The organism is Candidatus Stoquefichus sp. SB1, assembly GCF_001244545.1.
Taxonomy (GTDB): Bacteria; Bacillota_I; Bacilli_A; order Erysipelotrichales; family Coprobacillaceae; genus Stoquefichus.
Genome location: NZ_LN852695.1, coordinates 39,483 through 58,151 on the forward strand (window position 1 = coordinate 39,483; position 18,669 = coordinate 58,151).

At 29.6% G+C, this 18,669-nt stretch carries 15 protein-coding genes and 1 pseudogene; 8 read left to right on the top strand and 8 right to left on the bottom strand.

Translation table 11 applies throughout. The features are described from left to right. The first annotated feature begins 117 nt into the window (after positions 1–117). Positions 118–2,049 (top strand): BglG family transcription antiterminator, encoded by a 1,932-nt coding sequence (locus tag BN1865_RS08295; protein ID WP_050636800.1) that lies wholly within the window; start codon positions 118–120, stop codon positions 2,047–2,049. A gap of 259 nt (positions 2,050–2,308) precedes the next feature. Further along, entirely contained in the window at positions 2,309–3,148 is an 840-nt protein-coding gene (locus BN1865_RS08300) for a PD-(D/E)XK nuclease family transposase (RefSeq protein ID WP_157844108.1), read from the top strand. A 51-nt stretch (positions 3,149–3,199) separates the two neighbouring features. Here the strand turns inward: BN1865_RS08300 and BN1865_RS08305 are convergent, their stop codons facing one another. The 6 genes and pseudogenes from BN1865_RS08305 to BN1865_RS08330 all read right to left on the bottom strand — a co-directional run bounded on the left by BN1865_RS08305 (position 3,200) and on the right by BN1865_RS08330 (position 10,835). Continuing rightward, positions 3,200–3,985 (bottom strand): PHP domain-containing protein, encoded by a 786-nt coding sequence (locus BN1865_RS08305; RefSeq protein WP_050636802.1) that lies wholly within the window; start codon positions 3,983–3,985, stop codon positions 3,200–3,202. A gap of 106 nt (positions 3,986–4,091) precedes the next feature. Beyond that, the gene (locus BN1865_RS08310) at positions 4,092–5,951 is read right to left on the bottom strand and encodes an ABC transporter ATP-binding protein (RefSeq protein WP_050636803.1); all 1,860 of its coding nucleotides are present in this window, start codon (positions 5,949–5,951) and stop codon (positions 4,092–4,094) included. Further along, positions 5,944–7,674: an ABC transporter ATP-binding protein gene (locus BN1865_RS08315; RefSeq protein ID WP_050637556.1), complete on the bottom strand. Its 1,731-nt coding sequence runs from the start codon at positions 7,672–7,674 to the stop codon at positions 5,944–5,946. The genes BN1865_RS08310 and BN1865_RS08315 overlap by 8 nt, the downstream gene beginning before the upstream one ends. Before the next feature lie 19 nt (positions 7,675–7,693). Further along, positions 7,694–8,122: a MarR family winged helix-turn-helix transcriptional regulator gene (locus tag BN1865_RS08320; RefSeq protein WP_050636804.1), complete on the bottom strand. Its 429-nt coding sequence runs from the start codon at positions 8,120–8,122 to the stop codon at positions 7,694–7,696. 779 nt (positions 8,123–8,901) lie between these two features. Then, a pseudogene (locus BN1865_RS08325) lies at positions 8,902–9,930 on the bottom strand (MerR family transcriptional regulator). 5 nt (positions 9,931–9,935) lie between these two features. Then, a complete protein-coding gene (locus tag BN1865_RS08330; protein WP_198527266.1) occupies positions 9,936–10,835 on the bottom strand; it encodes a TraB/GumN family protein in 900 nt (299 codons plus the stop codon). Between the two features lie 445 nt (positions 10,836–11,280). Between BN1865_RS08330 and BN1865_RS08335 the strand changes: the two genes are divergently transcribed. From BN1865_RS08335 to BN1865_RS08345, 4 genes are all read left to right on the top strand, one after another. After that, positions 11,281–11,541: a type II toxin-antitoxin system RelB/DinJ family antitoxin gene (locus tag BN1865_RS08335; protein WP_050636807.1), complete on the top strand. Its 261-nt coding sequence runs from the start codon at positions 11,281–11,283 to the stop codon at positions 11,539–11,541. 157 nt (positions 11,542–11,698) lie between these two features. Next, a complete protein-coding gene (locus BN1865_RS19100) occupies positions 11,699–11,779 on the top strand; it encodes a hypothetical protein (RefSeq protein ID WP_445082209.1) in 81 nt (26 codons plus the stop codon). A gap of 139 nt (positions 11,780–11,918) precedes the next feature. Beyond that, positions 11,919–12,980, top strand: coding sequence for a CobW family GTP-binding protein (locus tag BN1865_RS08340; RefSeq protein WP_050636808.1), 1,062 nt, complete (start codon positions 11,919–11,921; stop codon positions 12,978–12,980). Then, a complete protein-coding gene (locus BN1865_RS08345) occupies positions 12,980–13,921 on the top strand; it encodes a TIGR03943 family putative permease subunit (protein WP_050636809.1) in 942 nt (313 codons plus the stop codon). Before BN1865_RS08340 ends, BN1865_RS08345 begins: the two co-directional genes overlap by 1 nt. A 34-nt stretch (positions 13,922–13,955) precedes the next feature. Here BN1865_RS08345 and BN1865_RS08350 read toward each other — a convergent pair whose 3' ends face one another. After that, the gene (locus tag BN1865_RS08350) at positions 13,956–15,146 is read right to left on the bottom strand and encodes an MFS transporter (protein WP_050636810.1); all 1,191 of its coding nucleotides are present in this window, start codon (positions 15,144–15,146) and stop codon (positions 13,956–13,958) included. A 266-nt stretch (positions 15,147–15,412) separates the two neighbouring features. Then, complete coding sequence (locus BN1865_RS17995; RefSeq protein WP_082189940.1) at positions 15,413–16,024, bottom strand: helix-turn-helix domain-containing protein; 612 nt, start codon at positions 16,022–16,024, stop codon at positions 15,413–15,415. Between the two features lie 143 nt (positions 16,025–16,167). On the opposite strand from BN1865_RS17995, the gene BN1865_RS08360 reads away from it, so the two are divergent. Further along, complete coding sequence (locus BN1865_RS08360; RefSeq protein ID WP_050636811.1) at positions 16,168–17,391, top strand: pyridoxal phosphate-dependent aminotransferase; 1,224 nt, start codon at positions 16,168–16,170, stop codon at positions 17,389–17,391. Positions 17,392–17,533: 142 nt separating this feature from the next. Continuing rightward, complete coding sequence (gene tgt / locus BN1865_RS08365) at positions 17,534–18,667, top strand: tRNA guanosine(34) transglycosylase Tgt (RefSeq protein WP_050636812.1); 1,134 nt, start codon at positions 17,534–17,536, stop codon at positions 18,665–18,667. The last annotated feature ends 2 nt before the right edge of the window (positions 18,668–18,669 follow it).

An 18,669-nucleotide genomic window follows, 5' to 3' on the forward strand; every position in this document is an offset into this window, starting at 1 on the left:
ATATAAAAGAGTTCCTACTACTGGAACTCTTTTATATTTGTTCACAAATGGGGAATATTATACAATGAAGTAAAATAAGCATAGTCATATTTTTCAGACAATTTTGGAGGTATCATAATGAAGAACTCTCATAAAATTCTACACTATCTTTTACAAAAGAATGATTGGGTTAAGGGTAGTGAATTATCTCGCTATCTTGCCATATCACAAAGACAAGTTAGAAAATATATTTCTACAATTAATAGTAAAGAACAAATAATTATTTCAAGTTCTCAAGGATATAAAATTGATAAGAAAAAATATGATAACTTTCTTTATAATCAAAAACATATACCTACAGAACAAGAAAAAAGACATGAATATATTATCCAAAAACTCATCACTCATCCCCATGGATATAATATTTTTGATTTTGCTGATGAACTTTATGTGAGTGAAACAACAATTAAGAAAGATATTCAAATCATTAAATCTTTTATTGATAAATATAGACTTTCAATTGTTAGAAATAAAGATATTGTGAAATTATTAGGTCATGAAGAATATATGCGTAAATTAATATACTCTTTTATCTCTGATTATTCTTTTCATACTCAATTTTTTCAGGAAGGTTTTCATTTATTTGAAATTCAATATGATTATAATGAAATCCAATTAAAATTAAAGGATGCTATGAATCATTATCATCTTGTTTGTAATGATTTTTCTCTTAATAATCTAACAACACACCTTATCATTATTTTAAATCGAGTAGAGAGCGGATATCAGTTATTAGAAGAAATTGAAGATAATCAGATAACTGAATCTAATAGTTATCGTGTTGCTTTAATGATGAAAGATTATTTTATGGAAGAGTATGGTATTTTATTTAATGAGCCTGAATTAATGAATATTGCTCTTATTATTGCAAATAATATTAGTCAATCAAATATGATTAATTATGATGATCTCAATCTTCGTAATATTCATAAGTATGTAGATCATAAATATATTGAAATTACTAGAAATATCATTCAAATGGTGGAAGAGAATTACTATTTAATTCCATTTAAAGAAAGTTTTATTTCTAAATTCATTTTGCATATTCAAAATCTTTTTTTCAGAGCTCATAATAATTTTCATGTTAAAAATCCATTAGCTGATACAATTAAAATGTCTTATCCTCTTATCTATGATATTGCTGTCTTTATTGCTCAACAAATTAAACAAAATTATGATATTGATCTTAATGAAGATGAGATTGCATTTATTTCATTTCATATAGGTTCATATTTTGAAGATAATTCCTTTACGAAAATGACCAGAGTTAATTGTGCTTATATTTACATAGAATATTATGACTTTTATAAAACAACACTAAAAAAGCTTTGTCAAAGATTTCATGATAAGATCTCTATTGAAAAAGTAACACCCATAAGTAATTATATTGATGAAATAGATCCAAACATTGATTTACTTATACTTGATACTGGTATTAATACACATTTTCAAACAAAATCTGTTTATATTAAACCATTTTTAGATTTAGATGATTATCATAAGATAGAAGAAATTATTGAAGAAATTTCTTTTATAAAGCAACGTAACGAACTTAAAGATTATATTCTTAGTTTTTTCAATGAACAATTATTTTACAAGAATCCTCCATTTATTGACAAAGATAACACGCTTCTTCAAATGACTAAAGATTTATCTCGTTTACATTATACAGGAAAAGATTTTTATCATGATGTTCTCAATAGAGAAGCCCTTTCTTCAACCGCTTTTCATGATATTGCTGTTCCTCATGCCTTAACAGCAAAAAGTGCTCATAAAAGCTTTATTTCCATTGCTTTATTTAATGATGGCATTCTTTGGTCAGAAAATAAATATGTTCATGTTGTGGCAATTATTGGAATCAATGACAATTCAAGAAAAATATTCTCTAAGTTTTTTGATCAATTAATTCATATATTTGATAATCCTGCCAATATTCAAAAACTTCTTGATACCCATAATTTTGATGAATTTTTTAATGTTATTAATCTACTTTTCTCATCTGATCAATAAAGGATTATCATCTATAATATATTATTGATAGTAAATAAATAATTGCAAGCATAGAAGATTGAAATGCATTGAATATATCAATGAATTAAAATCTTCTTTTTTATATTTTTCAAAAAAAAGAAGAAAAATGAAATTTTTTTGCGTATATATTAAGTAGGAGGGTTCTTTTTTTTACACTAAATAACATTATATTTACTATAAGCAATTTATATGTTATATTATTTTTAGAGATTACCCTCCGTTATCTAAAGAAAGCGAGGTGATCTATTTGACATCTGATGTTTCTCTGTTTCGTCCCGATTATCTTGAAGCTCTTATGGATTTTCGACTCATAGATGATGATTTTATGACCATTGCCTTAGAAGATAAAGATTGTCTTGAACTCATCTTAAGTCTTATTCTCCATCGGCATATTTCCATTAAAAAATTTTTCAATCAACGTGTTCTTAAAAATCTATATGGTCGTGATGTGAAAATGGATATACTGGCTATAACAGATGATAACCGTTACATAAATATTGAAGTCCAAAGAAGCAATTTTGGTGCTCATTTTAAAAGAGCGAGATATCATCAAAGCCTTATTGATGCAAGTATCACAGTTACTAATGAACAGTGGCAGGATATACCTTCTGTTTGTGTTATCTTTTTTACAGAGCATGATTATCTCAGAAAAGGACTCTCACTCTACCATATCAATCGTACCCTTGAAGAAACAGGTGAGCACATTCAAGATGAAACGCAATTGATCTATGTGAATGCAAGCATTCAGGATGATACCCCAATTGGTAGGCTAGCACATGATTTCATGTGTAGGGATTATCATGATATGTACTACGAAGTCTTAAAGAATCGTGTGCGTTATTTCAAAGACAGTGAAGGAGGCAAGTTAAAAATGTGTAAAATTATGGATGATATTAGAAGAAAGGGCGAAGAAGAAGGATGGAAAAAAGGTGTTCATGATGGTGAGATAAAAACCAAAATAAATATTGCATTAAAGTTAATGGCTAAACAAAACATAACTTTTGAAGAAGCAATGAATTTATTAGATGTTTGTGAAGATGAACAACAAATTTATAGAAAAATGATTTTTTCTTCATAATTGTCAAAAAAGTGATAATCGCATCTTTTGTGATTATCACTTTACTAATCTCTATATTATTCTTTGCATTGCTTCCTTGATATAACTACCAACATCGCTTGGTTTATGTGCATCAGATGCGGTTATCAATTCAACATGATTTTTTTTCAATATCTCTAATAATTCATCAGATAATCCCATATCTGGATGATTATATCTATAATAACAACCTACATTGTTTTCTGCTTTCATTTGATGTTTATTTAATAATTGAGCAAGCTTCTCATATGTTGGTTTCAAGTCATATGTTGGATAAATTTCAAACAATTTAATCGTATCTGGATGGGCAAGTTGTGTAAACAAATCAGATTCAATTAACTGAAAAACCAGTTCATAGTATCTCTTATAAATATGATTAACATCATATTTATCCCATAATAATTCTTTAGAAAATCCCATATCATATAATATACCATCAATAGAATGAATAGCCCCTACCACAAAATCAAAATGATACTGTGATAAAACATTTCTAATATACTCTTCATGTTGTGGAACATAACAGACTTCTAGTCCATATGTGACTTTAACAGGTAGATCCATTGCTTTGACTTCTTCCATTAATTCAATAAAATCACTAAGATGATCTTTGAATTTCATCTTTTTATTTTCTAACCATGTTTTTTGAACTTCATATTGCTTTAATTCTTCATAAATAGGTTCAAATTCAATAAAACGATGTGTATGGTCTAATATTTGAATTTCATCCAATCCTTTTTGATGTGCTGATTCTACAAACTCTAATACATATTCTTTTGTTAGTGGTCCATTTTCTAAATGCATATGTCCATCTATCATAAAATCTCCCCCTCTTTTTGCTTATTATATTTTTAAATACTTTATTTGTAAATAAAAATGATAAAAGTCATAATCTATTTATCCAAAACAGATTATGACTAACTCTTTAATCTAATTCAAATTGTCCAGTATACAATTGATAATAACGTCCTTTTTGAGCAATTAACTCATCATGACTACCACGTTCAATAATTTGTCCATGATCCAATACCATAATAGCATTTGAATTTCTAACTGTTGATAAACGATGCGCAATCACAAAAACCGTACGATTTTCCATTAATCGATCCATACCTTTTTCAATCAGTTTTTCAGTACGTGTATCGATAGAACTTGTGGCTTCATCGAGAATCAATACTGGTGGATTCGCAATTGCTGCTCTGGCAATCGCAATCAATTGACGTTGTCCTTGTGATAAGTTTGCACCATCACCCGTCAGCATTGTCTGATAACCATCAGGCAAACGCTTAATAAAGCTATGGGCATTGGCAAGTTTTGCTGCATCAATGACTTCATCCATTGCCGCATTTAATTTTCCATAACGAATATTATCTGCAATTGTTCCAGTAAATAAATGGGTATCTTGTAAAACAATAGATATTGATCTGCGTAGATCATCTTTTTTAATGAGTTTAATATCAATTCCATCATAAGTAATACTTCCACTTTGGATATCATAAAAACGATTGATTAAATTAGTAATTGTTGTCTTTCCTGCGCCTGTACTTCCTACAAAAGCAATCTTTTGACCCGGTTTTGCAAACAGATTAATATCTTTTAAAATCGTAACATTTTCATCATAACCAAAAACAACATCATGGAAACGGACATCGCCAGTTAATGGAACCAATTCAACCTCTCCATTCTCACGAGGATGACGCCATGCCCAATGACCAGTATGATGTGAACATTCTTGTAATGTCCCATTCTCATCTTGAGTGACACAAGTCAATGTCACAAGACCATCATCTATTTCTTCTTTTTCTTCCATCATTTCAAATATTCTTTCTGCTCCAGCCATGGCTGCCAAAATAAAATTCAATTGTTGGGTAAATTGATTGACTGGTTGAGCTGTTTGTCTTACAAAAATCAGATATGAAGATAAACTTCCTAAATCCATCATTCCAGCAATCGTCATAAAGCCACCGACACAAGCAACAATCGCATAATTGAAATAAGAAATACTAACAACTGTTGGAATTGTTCTTCCTGAATATGTTAAAGCTTCTGTAGAAGCATGTTGTAAAGCTGCATTTCGACGATTAAACTCTTCTATATTTTGTGATTCATGATTAAAAACTTTAACAACTTTAACACCATCAACCATTTCTTCAATAAACCCATTGAGATTTCCTAAAGACATTTGCTGTTGTTTAAAGTAATATTTACTACGTTGACTTAAATATTGAATCAAAAAGTACATTGCAATCATACAAACCAAAACAATTAATGAAAGCTGCCAATTTAAGACAAAAATTAAGATAAGTGTTCCGGTAATCATTATGAAACTTTGAATTAAATTATCAAAACAGTTATTAAAAGCATCTTGAACTGTATCTAAATCATTTGTAAAACGACTCATAATATTTCCATGCGTATGACTATCAAAATAACGTAATGGCAGTTTTTGCATTTTATGAAATAAATCTTGTCTTATATCTTTGACTATCTTTTGAGATGTATGCACCATGACTTGTTTGTAAATCGCTGTAGAAGTTGCACCTACCGCATAAACCATTGCCATAATGAGTACGAATGAAATTAAACCTTGATAATCTTGAGGTAAAATATAGCGATTAACGACAGTACGAATTTGAAATGTTCCCCATAGGTTTACTCCAGTACTCACCATAACTAATAAAGCAACGAATCCTAATGAATATTTATAATGTCCCATATACTTTTGAAAAGAGCCTAATGTTTTCCTTAAATCTTTAGGCTTTGCAGTTGTGATTTGTCTAGCCATCAATCCCAGCTCCTTCCTCTTGAGAATAATAAATATCCTGATAAATAGCATTATTCTTTAATAGTTCATCATGTGTCCCAATTGCGTGAATTTTTCCATCATCCATAATAACAATCTGGTCAGCATGTTTGATAGAAGAAACACGCTGGGCAATGATAATCTTTGTTGTTTCATTTAATTTTGCAAGTCCTTCACGGATATTGGCTTCCGTTGCTGTATCAACAGCACTTGTAGAATCATCAAGAATCAAGACTTTAGGATGTTTTAATAATGCTCTTGCAATACATAAACGCTGTTTCTGTCCACCAGATACATTCACTCCACCTTGTCCTAAATCTGTCTCATAACGTTTAGGAAAATTATCAATAAATTCATCTACACATGCTACATGGCATGCCCATTCAATATCTTCATCACTTGCATGTTCATTTCCCCACATTAAGTTTTCTTTAATCGTTCCACTAAACAATGTATTCTTTTGTAAAACCATACCAACACTATCACGCAAATGTTCAATTGAATATTCTTTGACATTACGTCCATCAACTAGGACTTCGCCACTGCTGACATCATATAATCTTGGAATTAATTGAACCAAACTTGTTTTTGCCGAACCTGTTCCACCAAGAATACCAATTGTTGAACCAGCTGGAATATGCAAATTGATATCACTTAATGCATACTCTTGAGCTTCTTCTTTATATTTAAAATTGACTTGATGAAAATCAATATCACCACGACGAACAATCAATTCTGTATTTTGTGGATCACTGATATCAGGAATTTCATCAAGAACTTCAATAATACGTTCGCAACTTGCAATAGACCTTGTCAACATCAAGAAAACTGCTGAAATCATCATTAATGAATTTAAAATCTGCATAACATAACTTAAAAATCCAGTCAGTTCTCCAACTTTCATTGTTCCTGCAAAAATCATTTGTCCCCCAAAGAAAATAATACAAACAATTGTTGTATACATCATATATTGAAATAAAGGCATATTCCAAACAGATGTACGAAAAGCATGTTCACTATTTGCTTTTAAATTTTCATTAATAGTTTCAAATTTTTCTTCTTCATAACCTTCACGAACATACGATTTCACCACTCTAATCGCATTTAAGTTTTCTTGAACAACTGTATTCACTTTATCAATACTTGCTTGCATTAGTCGATAGAGTGGACCCACTTTTCTCACAATAATAAAGAGTCCAATTCCTAAAATAGGTGTCACTATAATAAAAATCAAAGATAATTCAGCATTAATTGTAAATGTGAAAAACAATGCCATCAATAACATAACTGGCGAACGCACTAATGGACGGATACCATTACTAATTGCGGTTTGAAGAATTGTGACATCACTTGTTAATCTGGTAATCAAAGATGAGGTTGAAAAATGATCAGTATTCTTGAATGAAAAATTCTGAACTCTTTGAAACTCATCTTTTCTAAGTTCTGCACCAAACCCCTGCCCTGCAGTTGCAGCATATCGTGCATACATAATCCCTAACACCAATGCCAACAAAGCACAGATAATCATCTGCAATCCTTTCCATAAAATATAATTCTGATCACTATTAGCCACACCCACATCTATAATATCTGCCATTAATGTTGGAATGACCAATTCAAATGCTGTTTCTGCAATGACACAAAAACAAGCCATCAAAAAGGTCTTTCGATATGGTTTCATATATGGATATAAACGCTTAATCATCATTTATTCCCCCTTCTTTTTATCTTATTTCTTTACCACTTAAATTAAAATACATTCTTTCTAAATAATTTCTAAACTGTTCTTTTTCATCATCACTAAAACCCTGTAAAGAAATCTCTTCAACTTCTAAACAATGAACATTCCATTTTTCTAATGCACTTGCGCCTAGATCTGTTAAACGTAATTGATATGCCCGTTTATTACGAGGATTAATTTGACGAATTAACATTCCCTTTTCTTCTAAACTATTCAATATTTTACTGACTGTTGCAGGCTCAACATCGCATTCAGTTGCTATATCTTTCAGTTTACATTCATTATGTGAAGAAATATAGCGAAGAACTTTGGGTTGTCCTGGAGACAAATTGAATTCATCCATATGCATACGATTTTTATTTCGTTGTGCATGAAATGTTTTAAATAAGAGAATATATAATGGCACTTTCATGACTTCACCTCTTTTGTTAGTATACTAATTGTTAGCATACTAACTATAATACTATATGCTCATCTTGTCAAGAAGTTGACATTAAGAAAACCTTATTCCAGAATTAAAATGTTAAGTTCCACTCTAAAGTATTGAAACTAAATTTAAGTTTTTTTATTCAACAAAAATTTCTTATTATTATCCGGACTTTTTAATTTTATAACTTTCAAACAGTATAAAGCAAAATAATTATGAAGGATATTGCTTTATAGTCGTTTTTATTGAAACAAACATGAAAAACGGGAACACAAATTGTGTTCCCAGATTGGAACTTCCTCATTGGAAAGTCATAGTCCACATTATTTTACTAGCCCGTGGGTCAGGCTTAGGAGCCAATCACCTTCCTGTGGTTCATTTATTAAACTCAGGTTCTTGTGTCACTGTTTTAATAAATAGTAGAATCGCTCAGACTCAGCTATCTACCACACCCTCTTATTATTGTCTTTATTTTACTATTGGTATTTCTACCTATTCATATACTATGCTTGTGAGCTAAACTAATGCTTCTCTTACAGTATTTATTATATCAGAAGATCTTCACAAATCAATTAATTATATTAAAATTTTTATAAACCAAACTGCTAATTAAACTGCAATAAAGTAACCTTAAGGAAGCATTTTATTTAATGATTGATGATAGATATTTGAAAGACTTTGAATTATCAAAGAAAATACATATTATAATAGTTTGATTTCAAAAAATTGGGAACACAAATTGTATTCCCAAACTACCTAATGTATCATTCATAATTCTTTTCTAGATACTCATATACTGATAACTCATTCTGTAAAAATGCTCTTTTCAAGTTATTTTTATCAACAATCTTAACATCATGATATTCTAGAATCTCATAAACTGATTTTCTATCTTGATCAGCTTCATGATATAAAGAACTGTTCATTTCAAAACAATGACCATCTCGCATATAAAATTGATATCTAATATTATAATAAGTTACAGGTCCAAAACCAAGACCACCCAACTTTTTTTCAGTAATCACATTAACATATTCAATATCTTTATAAAGATATTTTCTTGCTAAAGTATGAGTTGTATTATTTAAAATAGCTTTTATACTTTTTAACTTCATTTTATAGCTATCAAAGACATAAAAATGAACATCTCCAAATTCATAATATTTTTCATTGAAAACAATAAGTATAAAGCCTAGCCAAACCAATAGACATCCTACTATCCATATTCCCCATTGAATATGATTGATAAAATGTGCATTTTTTAAATATACAATCATCGCAATAAATAGAAATGCAATCATTAAAAATGATAATACTCCTGATTTGATAAGTTGATAAGGTGTTGTTTTAACACCTATTGTTATTACTGGATATGGTTGCATAAAACTAGCCACTTTTTGAAACAATGATTTCATATGCTTGTCTTCATTAGCTGACATCTCATAAAATTCCCCATCAACGACTGCATCTAATAAAGGAATGTTTTTTTGATTTAGTTCAATACATTTTTGCTGTATCTCTTCTAAATTATCTACCTGAACTTGTAAAGTTTTAATATGTTGATTTAAAACTTTTTGAAATTCATTTTGATTCTGAAGTATTCTTTCAATCATTTCTAATGAGATATCTAATTCTCTTAAAAAACGAATCTTTTTTAAAACTTTTAAATCCTCTACAGTATAATTTCTATATCCATTTTCGTCTCATTGAGGGTTCAAGAAACCAAGTTTATCATAATATCTAATTGTCTGAGAATTCATTTGTAACATATTTTCTACTTCTTTAATTTTCATAATAACTATTCTCCTCCTTGACTTGACATAGAAATAACATCATATCCATCTTGTTTTAATAATTCAATAATACCATTTTCACCATATAAATGCCTACACCCAATACCAAAAAAATGAATACATTCCTCTTCAATAGAACTCTTAATTTCATTTGTCATAAATATATTCCTATCCTCCCCTAACATTTTTTGATATAGTTCAGCTTCTTTTTTAAATTCTGTTACTGGCAATTTATTATTTCTTTTAAAATATTGTCTATTACCTGAATAATAAGCATCCAAGAATTCTTTACTATCTCGAATATAGCCTTCTCTATCTAATAATGATTCCATAATATAATTTGAACATTGTAAAGATATATCAGAAAATAATGAAAATTGTTTTTCTAAACTTTCAATTTCTTTAAAGTTATTTTTCTTATTTGCATAATCAAATATATATAAATCTATTGAATTCATTTCATTGCCATTGATATCTTTTAATATATCATTCAAAGCATAAGATGATAAAGCCATAGCGTTAAGTGTTTCAATATTTGAATATCTTTTCAAAGAAAAGTACTCCTCTTTCACTTTATCCAACTCCTCAGTTAGTTTCATATCATCAATACTATTATCACTTAAATAGTGTGCATATGAATTATATTGACTTTGATCCAGCGTCACTTCTAACCAAATATTTTCACTTTCATTTAAAGAATCTTCTGTTACTTTATCTAAAGTTTTTATTTCATTTCTGCCAGGATGACACGTTCCTAATAAATAAGAGTAATTTCCTTTTGAATTCACTATCTTATATAAAAATACACTCACATCAATAACTTCACCTTTCTCGTTGCCAAGAGAACATCCTGTCAAATTCATTACCACCACAAAACTCAATATAATCATTAAAACTGAGTTCATTATTTTTTTGATATACATATATATCCCTTCCTTTCAATCAAACCATACACCTTTCAACGACTATAAGGTCAATATCTTTTTTAATATATTTAGATTTTTTTAGTCATATTTATTTGATTTACTGAAATACAATCAATCTTTATAACCGATTCTATCCTATTCAAACTCAGTTAAAATATTGTTACTTTTTTATTGATATTTCTGAGTGTTCATATGCCATGTTTTATCAGTTAAATTAATATCCTCTTTAGTCCTTTTTTCTACTATCATTAAAGATAAGAAATCAAAATTTATTTAAAGAAAAAAGTTTATATTATGATAGAGTTGGCATAATATGAAAATATAAATGAAACTATAAACAATAAGTATATCATTCAATATGTAATACATATTATTGACAATGTATATACTATGTATTCTAATTTTAATAGAAGGAGTGGTGAATATGGCACAGACGACAATTAGTATAAGAGTGGATGAAAATCTCAAACATCAATTAGAAAAATTCTGTGATGAGACAGGTTTTACAATATCTTCATTATTTAATATATTTTCAAAAACAGTGGTAAGAGAACAAAGAATTCCTTTTGCAATTGAATTAGATCCTTTTTACTCACAAAAGAACATTCAGTATTTAACAAATATAGTTGATGATATAAAGACAGGTAAAGCACATCTTGAGGAACATGAACTTATAGATGATTAATTATGAAATTACTTTGGGAAGATAGGGCATGGAGCGATTACCTATATTGGCAATCACAAGATAAAAAACATTAAAACGTATCAATTCTCTAATAAAAGAAATACAAAGAGATCATTTTAATGGAAAAAGGAACCTTGCAGGATATTGAAGCAGAAGAATTGATAGCGAAAATAGAATTGTTTATACTATTGATGATCCTTATATTCTCATAATTGCATGTAAAGGACATTATGAGTAATAAATAAGGTGGGAGTATTTTCACCTTTTTATATTCTCAATAACGCTATTACAAAGTTATCATGTTAAATCACAAAGATGTTTCATTTGCCTGTTAAAAATACGAGTGTTATAATACAAAAAGAAAGAAGGGTATAAAGATGAGTAAAGTAGATATTATATCAGGCTTTTTAGGAGCTGGAAAAACAACATTAATTAAAAAATTAATTAAAGAAAGTTTAAGCAATGAGAAAGTTGTTTTAATTGAAAATGAATTTGGAGAAATTGGAATTGATGGAAGTTTCTTAAAGGATGCTGGAATTGAGATTACAGAAATGAATTCTGGATGTATATGTTGTTCTCTTGTTGGTGATTTTAGTGAAGCATTAGAAAAAGTTGTTAAAGATTATCATCCTGATCGTATTATTATTGAACCATCAGGTGTTGGAAAATTATCTGATGTTATTCAAGCGGTTATTAATGTTCATGATGAAGAACTTGTTTTGAATAGTTTTATCACTGTCATTGATGCTAAAAAATGTAAGACTTATTCATTGAACTTCGGAGAATTCTTTAACAATCAGATTGAATATGCTTCCTCAATCATATTAAGCAGAACACAGGATGTCGATCATGATAAAATTCATACAGCTATTGATATTATTAAAGAACTTAATCAAAAAGCTAACATTATCACAACACCTTGGGAAGAATTAACTGGTGAAACAATTTTAAATGCTTTAGAAAATAAAGATTCATTAAAAGATGTCTTGTTAAAAGAAGCAGAAATTTGTCCAGTTTGTGGTCATCACCATGAACATGATGAACATCATCACGAACATCACCATGATCATGATTGTGAATGTAAACATGAACATCATGAACACCATCACGACCATGATTGTAAATGTGGACATGACCATCATGAACATCATCACCACGCTGATGAAGTTTTTACAAGTATGGGTAAAGAAACAATCAATACATATACACATGAACAGTTAGAAAATATTCTTAAAGATTTATCAACCCAACCTCAATTTGGACATATCTTACGTGCCAAAGGAATCTTACCTACACCAGATAAAAAATGGTTACATTTTGATCTTGTTCCTGGTGAATATGAAATTCGCTATGGTCCAGCCGATTATACTGGAAGATTATGTGTTATTGGAAAAGATTTAGTTGAAGATAAAATTGATGAATTGTTTGGTATTGCATAATGAAAACACGAATTTATTTATTTACAGGTTTTTTGGATAGTGGAAAAACTTCATTTATTAATGATACATTAACAACAACTGATTTTTGTGAGGGTGAGAAGTCTTTACTGATTGTTAGTGAACAAGGTGAAATTGAATATAATCAAGAAGAAATTGAAGCTGTGAATTGTGATATCATCTATGTGAAAAGCGAAGATGAATGGACATATGAATTTTTTGAATCATTAAAGGAAAAATATAATCCAACTCAGGTTTTAGTTGAATTAAATGGTATGTTTAATGTGAATCGTTTCTTAGCTTGTAGTCTTCCTGATGAATGGCAGGTTGTTCAAGTTTTAACAACAATTAATGCGCAAACATTTGGTTTATATATTCAAAACATGAGATCTTTATTATTCCAGCATGTTGTTCATAGTGATTTGTTGATTTTTAATCGTATTGATGATTCTATCAAGAAATCATTTTTAAGAAATAATATCAAAGCCATCAATTCTACTTGTCAGATTATTTATGAAAAAGAAGATGGTACTGTCAATACATTAGACGATGATGATTTACCATTTGATATTACTCAAGATGAATTAGAAATCAAAGATATTGATTTTGGAATATTTTGTATGGATGCTTTAGATCATCCTGATAAATATGCTGGAAAGACAGTCACACTAAAAGGAAAATTTATTGGTAGAGATAAGCAATTAGAAGATGGTTTTGTGATTGGCAGATTAGCAATGGTATGTTGTGAAGAAGATACATCACTGATTGGTATGGTATGTGAACATCCAGCTGCTAAACAACTGATTCCAGATGAATGGATTCAAGTGAAAGGAAAAATAAATCTTGAATTTGATTCTGATATTGGAGGGGAAGTGTGTATTTTAAAAGTGGAAGACTTGAAAGTCGTTCCACCTTTGGAAAATGAATATGTGACTTTTGATTAGAGGATTCTTATCCTCTTTTTTTATATAAATTATCTCATTCATTATGTTTTTCAAGTGAACAATCAATATATTGTTTTCTAATAACATATTGGTAGATAAGATAAATGATACATACAATAACAAATAAAGTAATATAAGCTATTTTTAAACCAAATAATTCACCTATAAACCCAACTAATGGAAAATATATAATCATGGCAAGACTAAAGCCTAAAGATAAGACCGATAAAAGTGTAGCCCTTAAATGACTTTCTACTTTTTCATTAAGAAATGTTGTCATTGCAATATAGAGAATCGATTCAAAGAAAGCCATTGTACATATAGCTAAAATAGATATTGGATAAAAAGGTATCCCAATAACTGATATAATAATTCCGATTGGTAAAACAATTAATAATGTTTTTTGAGAATACTTTTTTAATATACGATAAGTTAATATTCCTGCAATCATACCAGCTATATTTTCTAATGCTAAAAAGATAGAAATCGAAGAGATCGATATACCCAATTCACTCCAATAATTTGTCAGATAATAATAACATGTTGTTAATGTTGCTGAAAACAGTGATGTGCTTAAAATAAGATAAAAGATTTGATGATCTTTTTGAATCATTTGATAACTCATAACAACTTGTTGTTTCATATCATTTAAAATATTGGTTTTCACATAATCCTGATTCTTAATTTCTTTCATCTGCATTAATACACAAATAGATATCATCACAATAAGAATTGATAAGCCATAAGTCAACTGATAACTTAATCCAGCAATCATTCCACCTATTGTTGTAGCAAGTAAAGTGGCTATTTGAATAACAACTTCCCTTCTACCTTGTATTTTAGCAAAGGTATCCTGCTCACTTGTTTCCATCAACAAGTCATAAACATAAGCACTATCTGTTCCAGATTCCATCGTATAAGATAAAGCCGATAGAATAAAAGAGAGGTAAATCAACCATTCAGATTGAGCCATCATCAACAACAAGATTGAAACTATATCAGTTATTCTCCCTAATAAACGACTCAATCGCCTTCCATATAAATCACTAATAATACCTGTTGGCATTTCACCCAATACCGATGTAATATGAAATAAACTTTCACATATACCTACATCAATTAAAGAAAATCCTTTCACAATCAAAAACGTAGGCCAAAGCAATGATGTTAATCTAAAATTGAGTAAAAACTCAAATAGATAATTTAAATATAAATTCTTTTTCATTATAAATCCCCTTTTCTTTTTGGGGAACAAAAAAAGATTCCATAATAATATGGAACCTCTATCTATAATTTCTGTTTATGGTTCCCCTTATTTTGGGCGCACTCGTCCCTTGTTAGAAAAACCAAAATTTGAAGTTTCTGTGCGACGCCATGCATCATGAAATTGAACAATATGATATTGTAAATCTGTATACATGCATCTCACCTCCTCAATTATTTATATTTTAACACTTTTATCAATTATTGTCTATTGGCTCTATTGTCATATCACTTAAATGCTTTTCTTATCAATATGAATAGGATTCCACTCAAAAACATAGCAATCAATAGTGGTAAATACATATATATGATACCAAAATGACTATTCATCATTGAAGAAAATTTCATATAAAACAAATTAAATGTTTGTGTATATGTTACAAAGTACTTAACTGGCAATAACGTAACAAGCCATATACATATACTCCAAAATTTCCAGTGTATTTGATCATTATGAAGTGTAATCACAAAATACTCAAATATACCTATCCCTACAATCTGAATAAACATACCTACTAATAACGAGAAAGAATTTTGATATTGATTCCATAATATATGTGCACTTATCACTCCAAATAAAACCATTAATAACGATATAACAAATACCTTTTGACATGTTTCATTCTCTTTTTGATCATTCACAATAATATCCTTTAATAAATAATCCGTTGATACATGATAAAGTTCACTAATCATAACAATATTATTTAACTCTGGTTGACTTTCCCCTAATTCCCATTTACTGATAGATTGCCTTGAAACATTCAATTCATTTGCTAATTCCTGTTGTGACATACCTTTTTCTTTTCTTAATTTTAATAATTTATCTTTAAGTTCCATTTCATACTCCTTTCTATGCATCTCTATCATAACAAATTCTTTGAAAGCATGCGACATAATCAACTAGGCATTTACGCACGTAACAGTTGCATATTGAAAAAAGCTGATGAACAGTTATAATATAATTATTAAGGAGGCACTTTATGAGTATTAAAAATAAAATGAATACACGTTTTAAAGATTTACAAGGGGGATTATTTTCAAAAGTTACAAAAGCAGATGTTGGTGAAGGGGCTGGCCAACTTATCCAAAATGGCTATACAGTGATGGCTTGGGCTGATCCTTTCTTTCCAGATCCTTCAATACCTGAATCTGTCAAAAAAACTATGATTAGTGAAATTCAAAATGGCTTTCCTTCACATTATACAATGCCTATGGGAGATCGAAAATTACGTGAAGTGATTGCCAAAAGGATTCAAAACACATATCACATGACATTAGACCCTAGCCGTAATATTCTTATTACGCCTGGTTCAGATTCCGGATTATTATATGCCATGTTACCATTTTTAAATGAAGGTGATGAAGTGCTGATTCCTGATCCAAGTTATCCATCAAATTTTGTTAATGCAAAATTATGTGGAGGAAAAGCTGTTCATGTTCCTTTAAAACCTGAAAATGGATATCAATTTGATATTGATGAATTTGAAAAAAGAGTGACTGATCATACAAAAATGGTTCTGATTACCCATCCTAATAATCCAACAGGAACTGTTTTTAATAAACAATCTATTATGAGTTTATGTGATTTTGTAAAAAAACATGACCTTGTCTTAGTTTGCGATCAAGCTTTTGAAGATCATATTTATGATGATCGTGAAATGATTGCTCCTATGAGTGTTGAAGGAATGTTTGAAAGAACAATTACGACTTTTTCTATTTCTAAAGGATTAGGATTATCTGGGTTTAGAGTCGGATATATTGTTGCCAATGATGAATTAATGGATGTTTATTATGGAGGAGCTGTTAATGTTTTAGGAGCAACAAATACATTAGCTCAAAAAGCGGCTATTACTGCGTTAGAAGATGAAAGCATTATTCATGATTATCATGAAAGATTATTAAGAAGACGTGATATTGCTTATCGTATTTTAAATAGTATTCCTCATGTTAAAGCTATTTTACCTGAAAGTGGGATTTTATCATGGATTGATATTTCTGAACTTGGAACAAGTCAGGAGGTTGCTGCTTATCTTCTTGATAAAGCTCATATTTCAGTCAACGAAGGAACTCCTTATGGATTACAGGGCGAAGGATATCTTCGTATTGTTCATGCTTGTTTTTGGGATGATGAAGACGCTATCAAAGCATTGAATAAAATCAAAGAATGTCTAATTCAATTAGCTGTTGAAAAGAAATTAGATTAATTTTCAAAAGAAGATATTATAAATCTTCTTTTTTGTTTATAGAGTCTATTTTATCAACTTATAACAAGTATATATTCATAATATAATTTGAACTTACAGTATCTTTCATGTATAATGAATGGTGCTAAAAAGAGGTGAAATAATGGAAGGTTTTTGGTATGAATTAAAACATGTGTGCAAACAAAGTGGTGCTAGATATGGGATATTACATACTCCTCATGGAGATGTTGAAACACCGATGTTTATGCCCGTTGGTACACTTGCAACAGTAAAGGGAATTTCTCCTGAACAATTAAAAGAAATGAATTCACAAGTGATTCTTTCCAATACATATCATTTGTGGTTAAGACCTGGTGAAGATGTTGTCAAACAAGCTGGTGGTTTACATAAGTTTATGAATTATGATGGGCCTATTTTAACAGACAGTGGTGGTTTTCAAGTCTTTTCATTAGGAAAAACAAGAAAGATAGAAGAAGAAGGCGTCACTTTTAAAAGTATTGTAGATGGAAAGAAGTTATTTCTATCACCAGAAAAAGCAATCCAGATTCAAAATGATCTTGGCGCTGATATTATTATGAGCTTTGATGAATGTGCTCCTTATCCTTGTACCCATGATTATATGAAAAAAAGCGTAGAAAGAACACTGCGCTGGGCAAAAAGAGGAAAAGTGGCACATGCGAGAAGTGATCAGGCTTTATTTGGAATTGTTCAAGGTGGAGAATTTGAAGATTTAAGAGAACTCAGTGCTAAAGAATTAGTGAAAATGGATTTTCCTGGTTATTCAATTGGTGGAACAAGCGTTGGTGAACCTAAAGATGTCATGTATAAAATGATTGATGATGCGATTAAATGGTTACCAGAAGATAAACCAAGATATTTAATGGGGGTTGGAAATCCAATCGATCTTATTGAAGGTGCTTTAAGAGGAATTGACATGTTTGACTGTGTTCTTCCAACGAGAGTTGCTAGACATGGTGCATTAATGACACATCATGGTCGAATCAATATTAATAATGAGAAATTTAAATATGACTTTACACCTATTGATGATCAATGTCATTGTTATACTTGTCGTCACTATACACGAGCATATCTTAGACATTTACATAAGTGTGATGAAATATTTGGAAAAAGTTTACTCTCTATTCATAACGTTGCTTTCTTATTGCAGTTGAGTGAAGATATTAGAATTGCGATTCAAGAAGATCGTTTGTTAGACTTTAAAGAAGAATTCTTAAATAGTTATGGTAGAGATGTATATGAAAGGGCGTTTTAAAA

Bases quoted from the DNA above. Each gene is read 5' to 3' on its own strand.
- BN1865_RS08295 (WP_050636800.1), top strand. From the start codon at position 118: ATGAAGAACTCTCATAAAATTCTACACTATCTTTTACAAAAGAATGAT.
- BN1865_RS08305 (WP_050636802.1), bottom strand. From the start codon at position 3,985: ATGATAGATGGACATATGCATTTAGAAAATGGACCACTAACAAAAGAA.
- BN1865_RS08310 (WP_050636803.1), bottom strand. From the start codon at position 5,951: ATGGCTAGACAAATCACAACTGCAAAGCCTAAAGATTTAAGGAAAACA.
- BN1865_RS08315 (WP_050637556.1), bottom strand. From the start codon at position 7,674: ATGATTAAGCGTTTATATCCATATATGAAACCATATCGAAAGACCTTT.
- BN1865_RS08320 (WP_050636804.1), bottom strand. From the start codon at position 8,122: ATGAAAGTGCCATTATATATTCTCTTATTTAAAACATTTCATGCACAA.
- BN1865_RS08330 (WP_198527266.1), bottom strand. From the start codon at position 10,835: ATGAACTCAGTTTTAATGATTATATTGAGTTTTGTGGTGGTAATGAAT.
- BN1865_RS08335 (WP_050636807.1), top strand. From the start codon at position 11,281: ATGGCACAGACGACAATTAGTATAAGAGTGGATGAAAATCTCAAACAT.
- BN1865_RS08340 (WP_050636808.1), top strand. From the start codon at position 11,919: ATGAGTAAAGTAGATATTATATCAGGCTTTTTAGGAGCTGGAAAAACA.
- BN1865_RS08345 (WP_050636809.1), top strand. From the start codon at position 12,980: ATGAAAACACGAATTTATTTATTTACAGGTTTTTTGGATAGTGGAAAA.
- BN1865_RS08350 (WP_050636810.1), bottom strand. From the start codon at position 15,146: ATGAAAAAGAATTTATATTTAAATTATCTATTTGAGTTTTTACTCAAT.
- BN1865_RS17995 (WP_082189940.1), bottom strand. From the start codon at position 16,024: ATGGAACTTAAAGATAAATTATTAAAATTAAGAAAAGAAAAAGGTATG.
- BN1865_RS08360 (WP_050636811.1), top strand. From the start codon at position 16,168: ATGAGTATTAAAAATAAAATGAATACACGTTTTAAAGATTTACAAGGG.
- tgt (WP_050636812.1), top strand. From the start codon at position 17,534: ATGGAAGGTTTTTGGTATGAATTAAAACATGTGTGCAAACAAAGTGGT.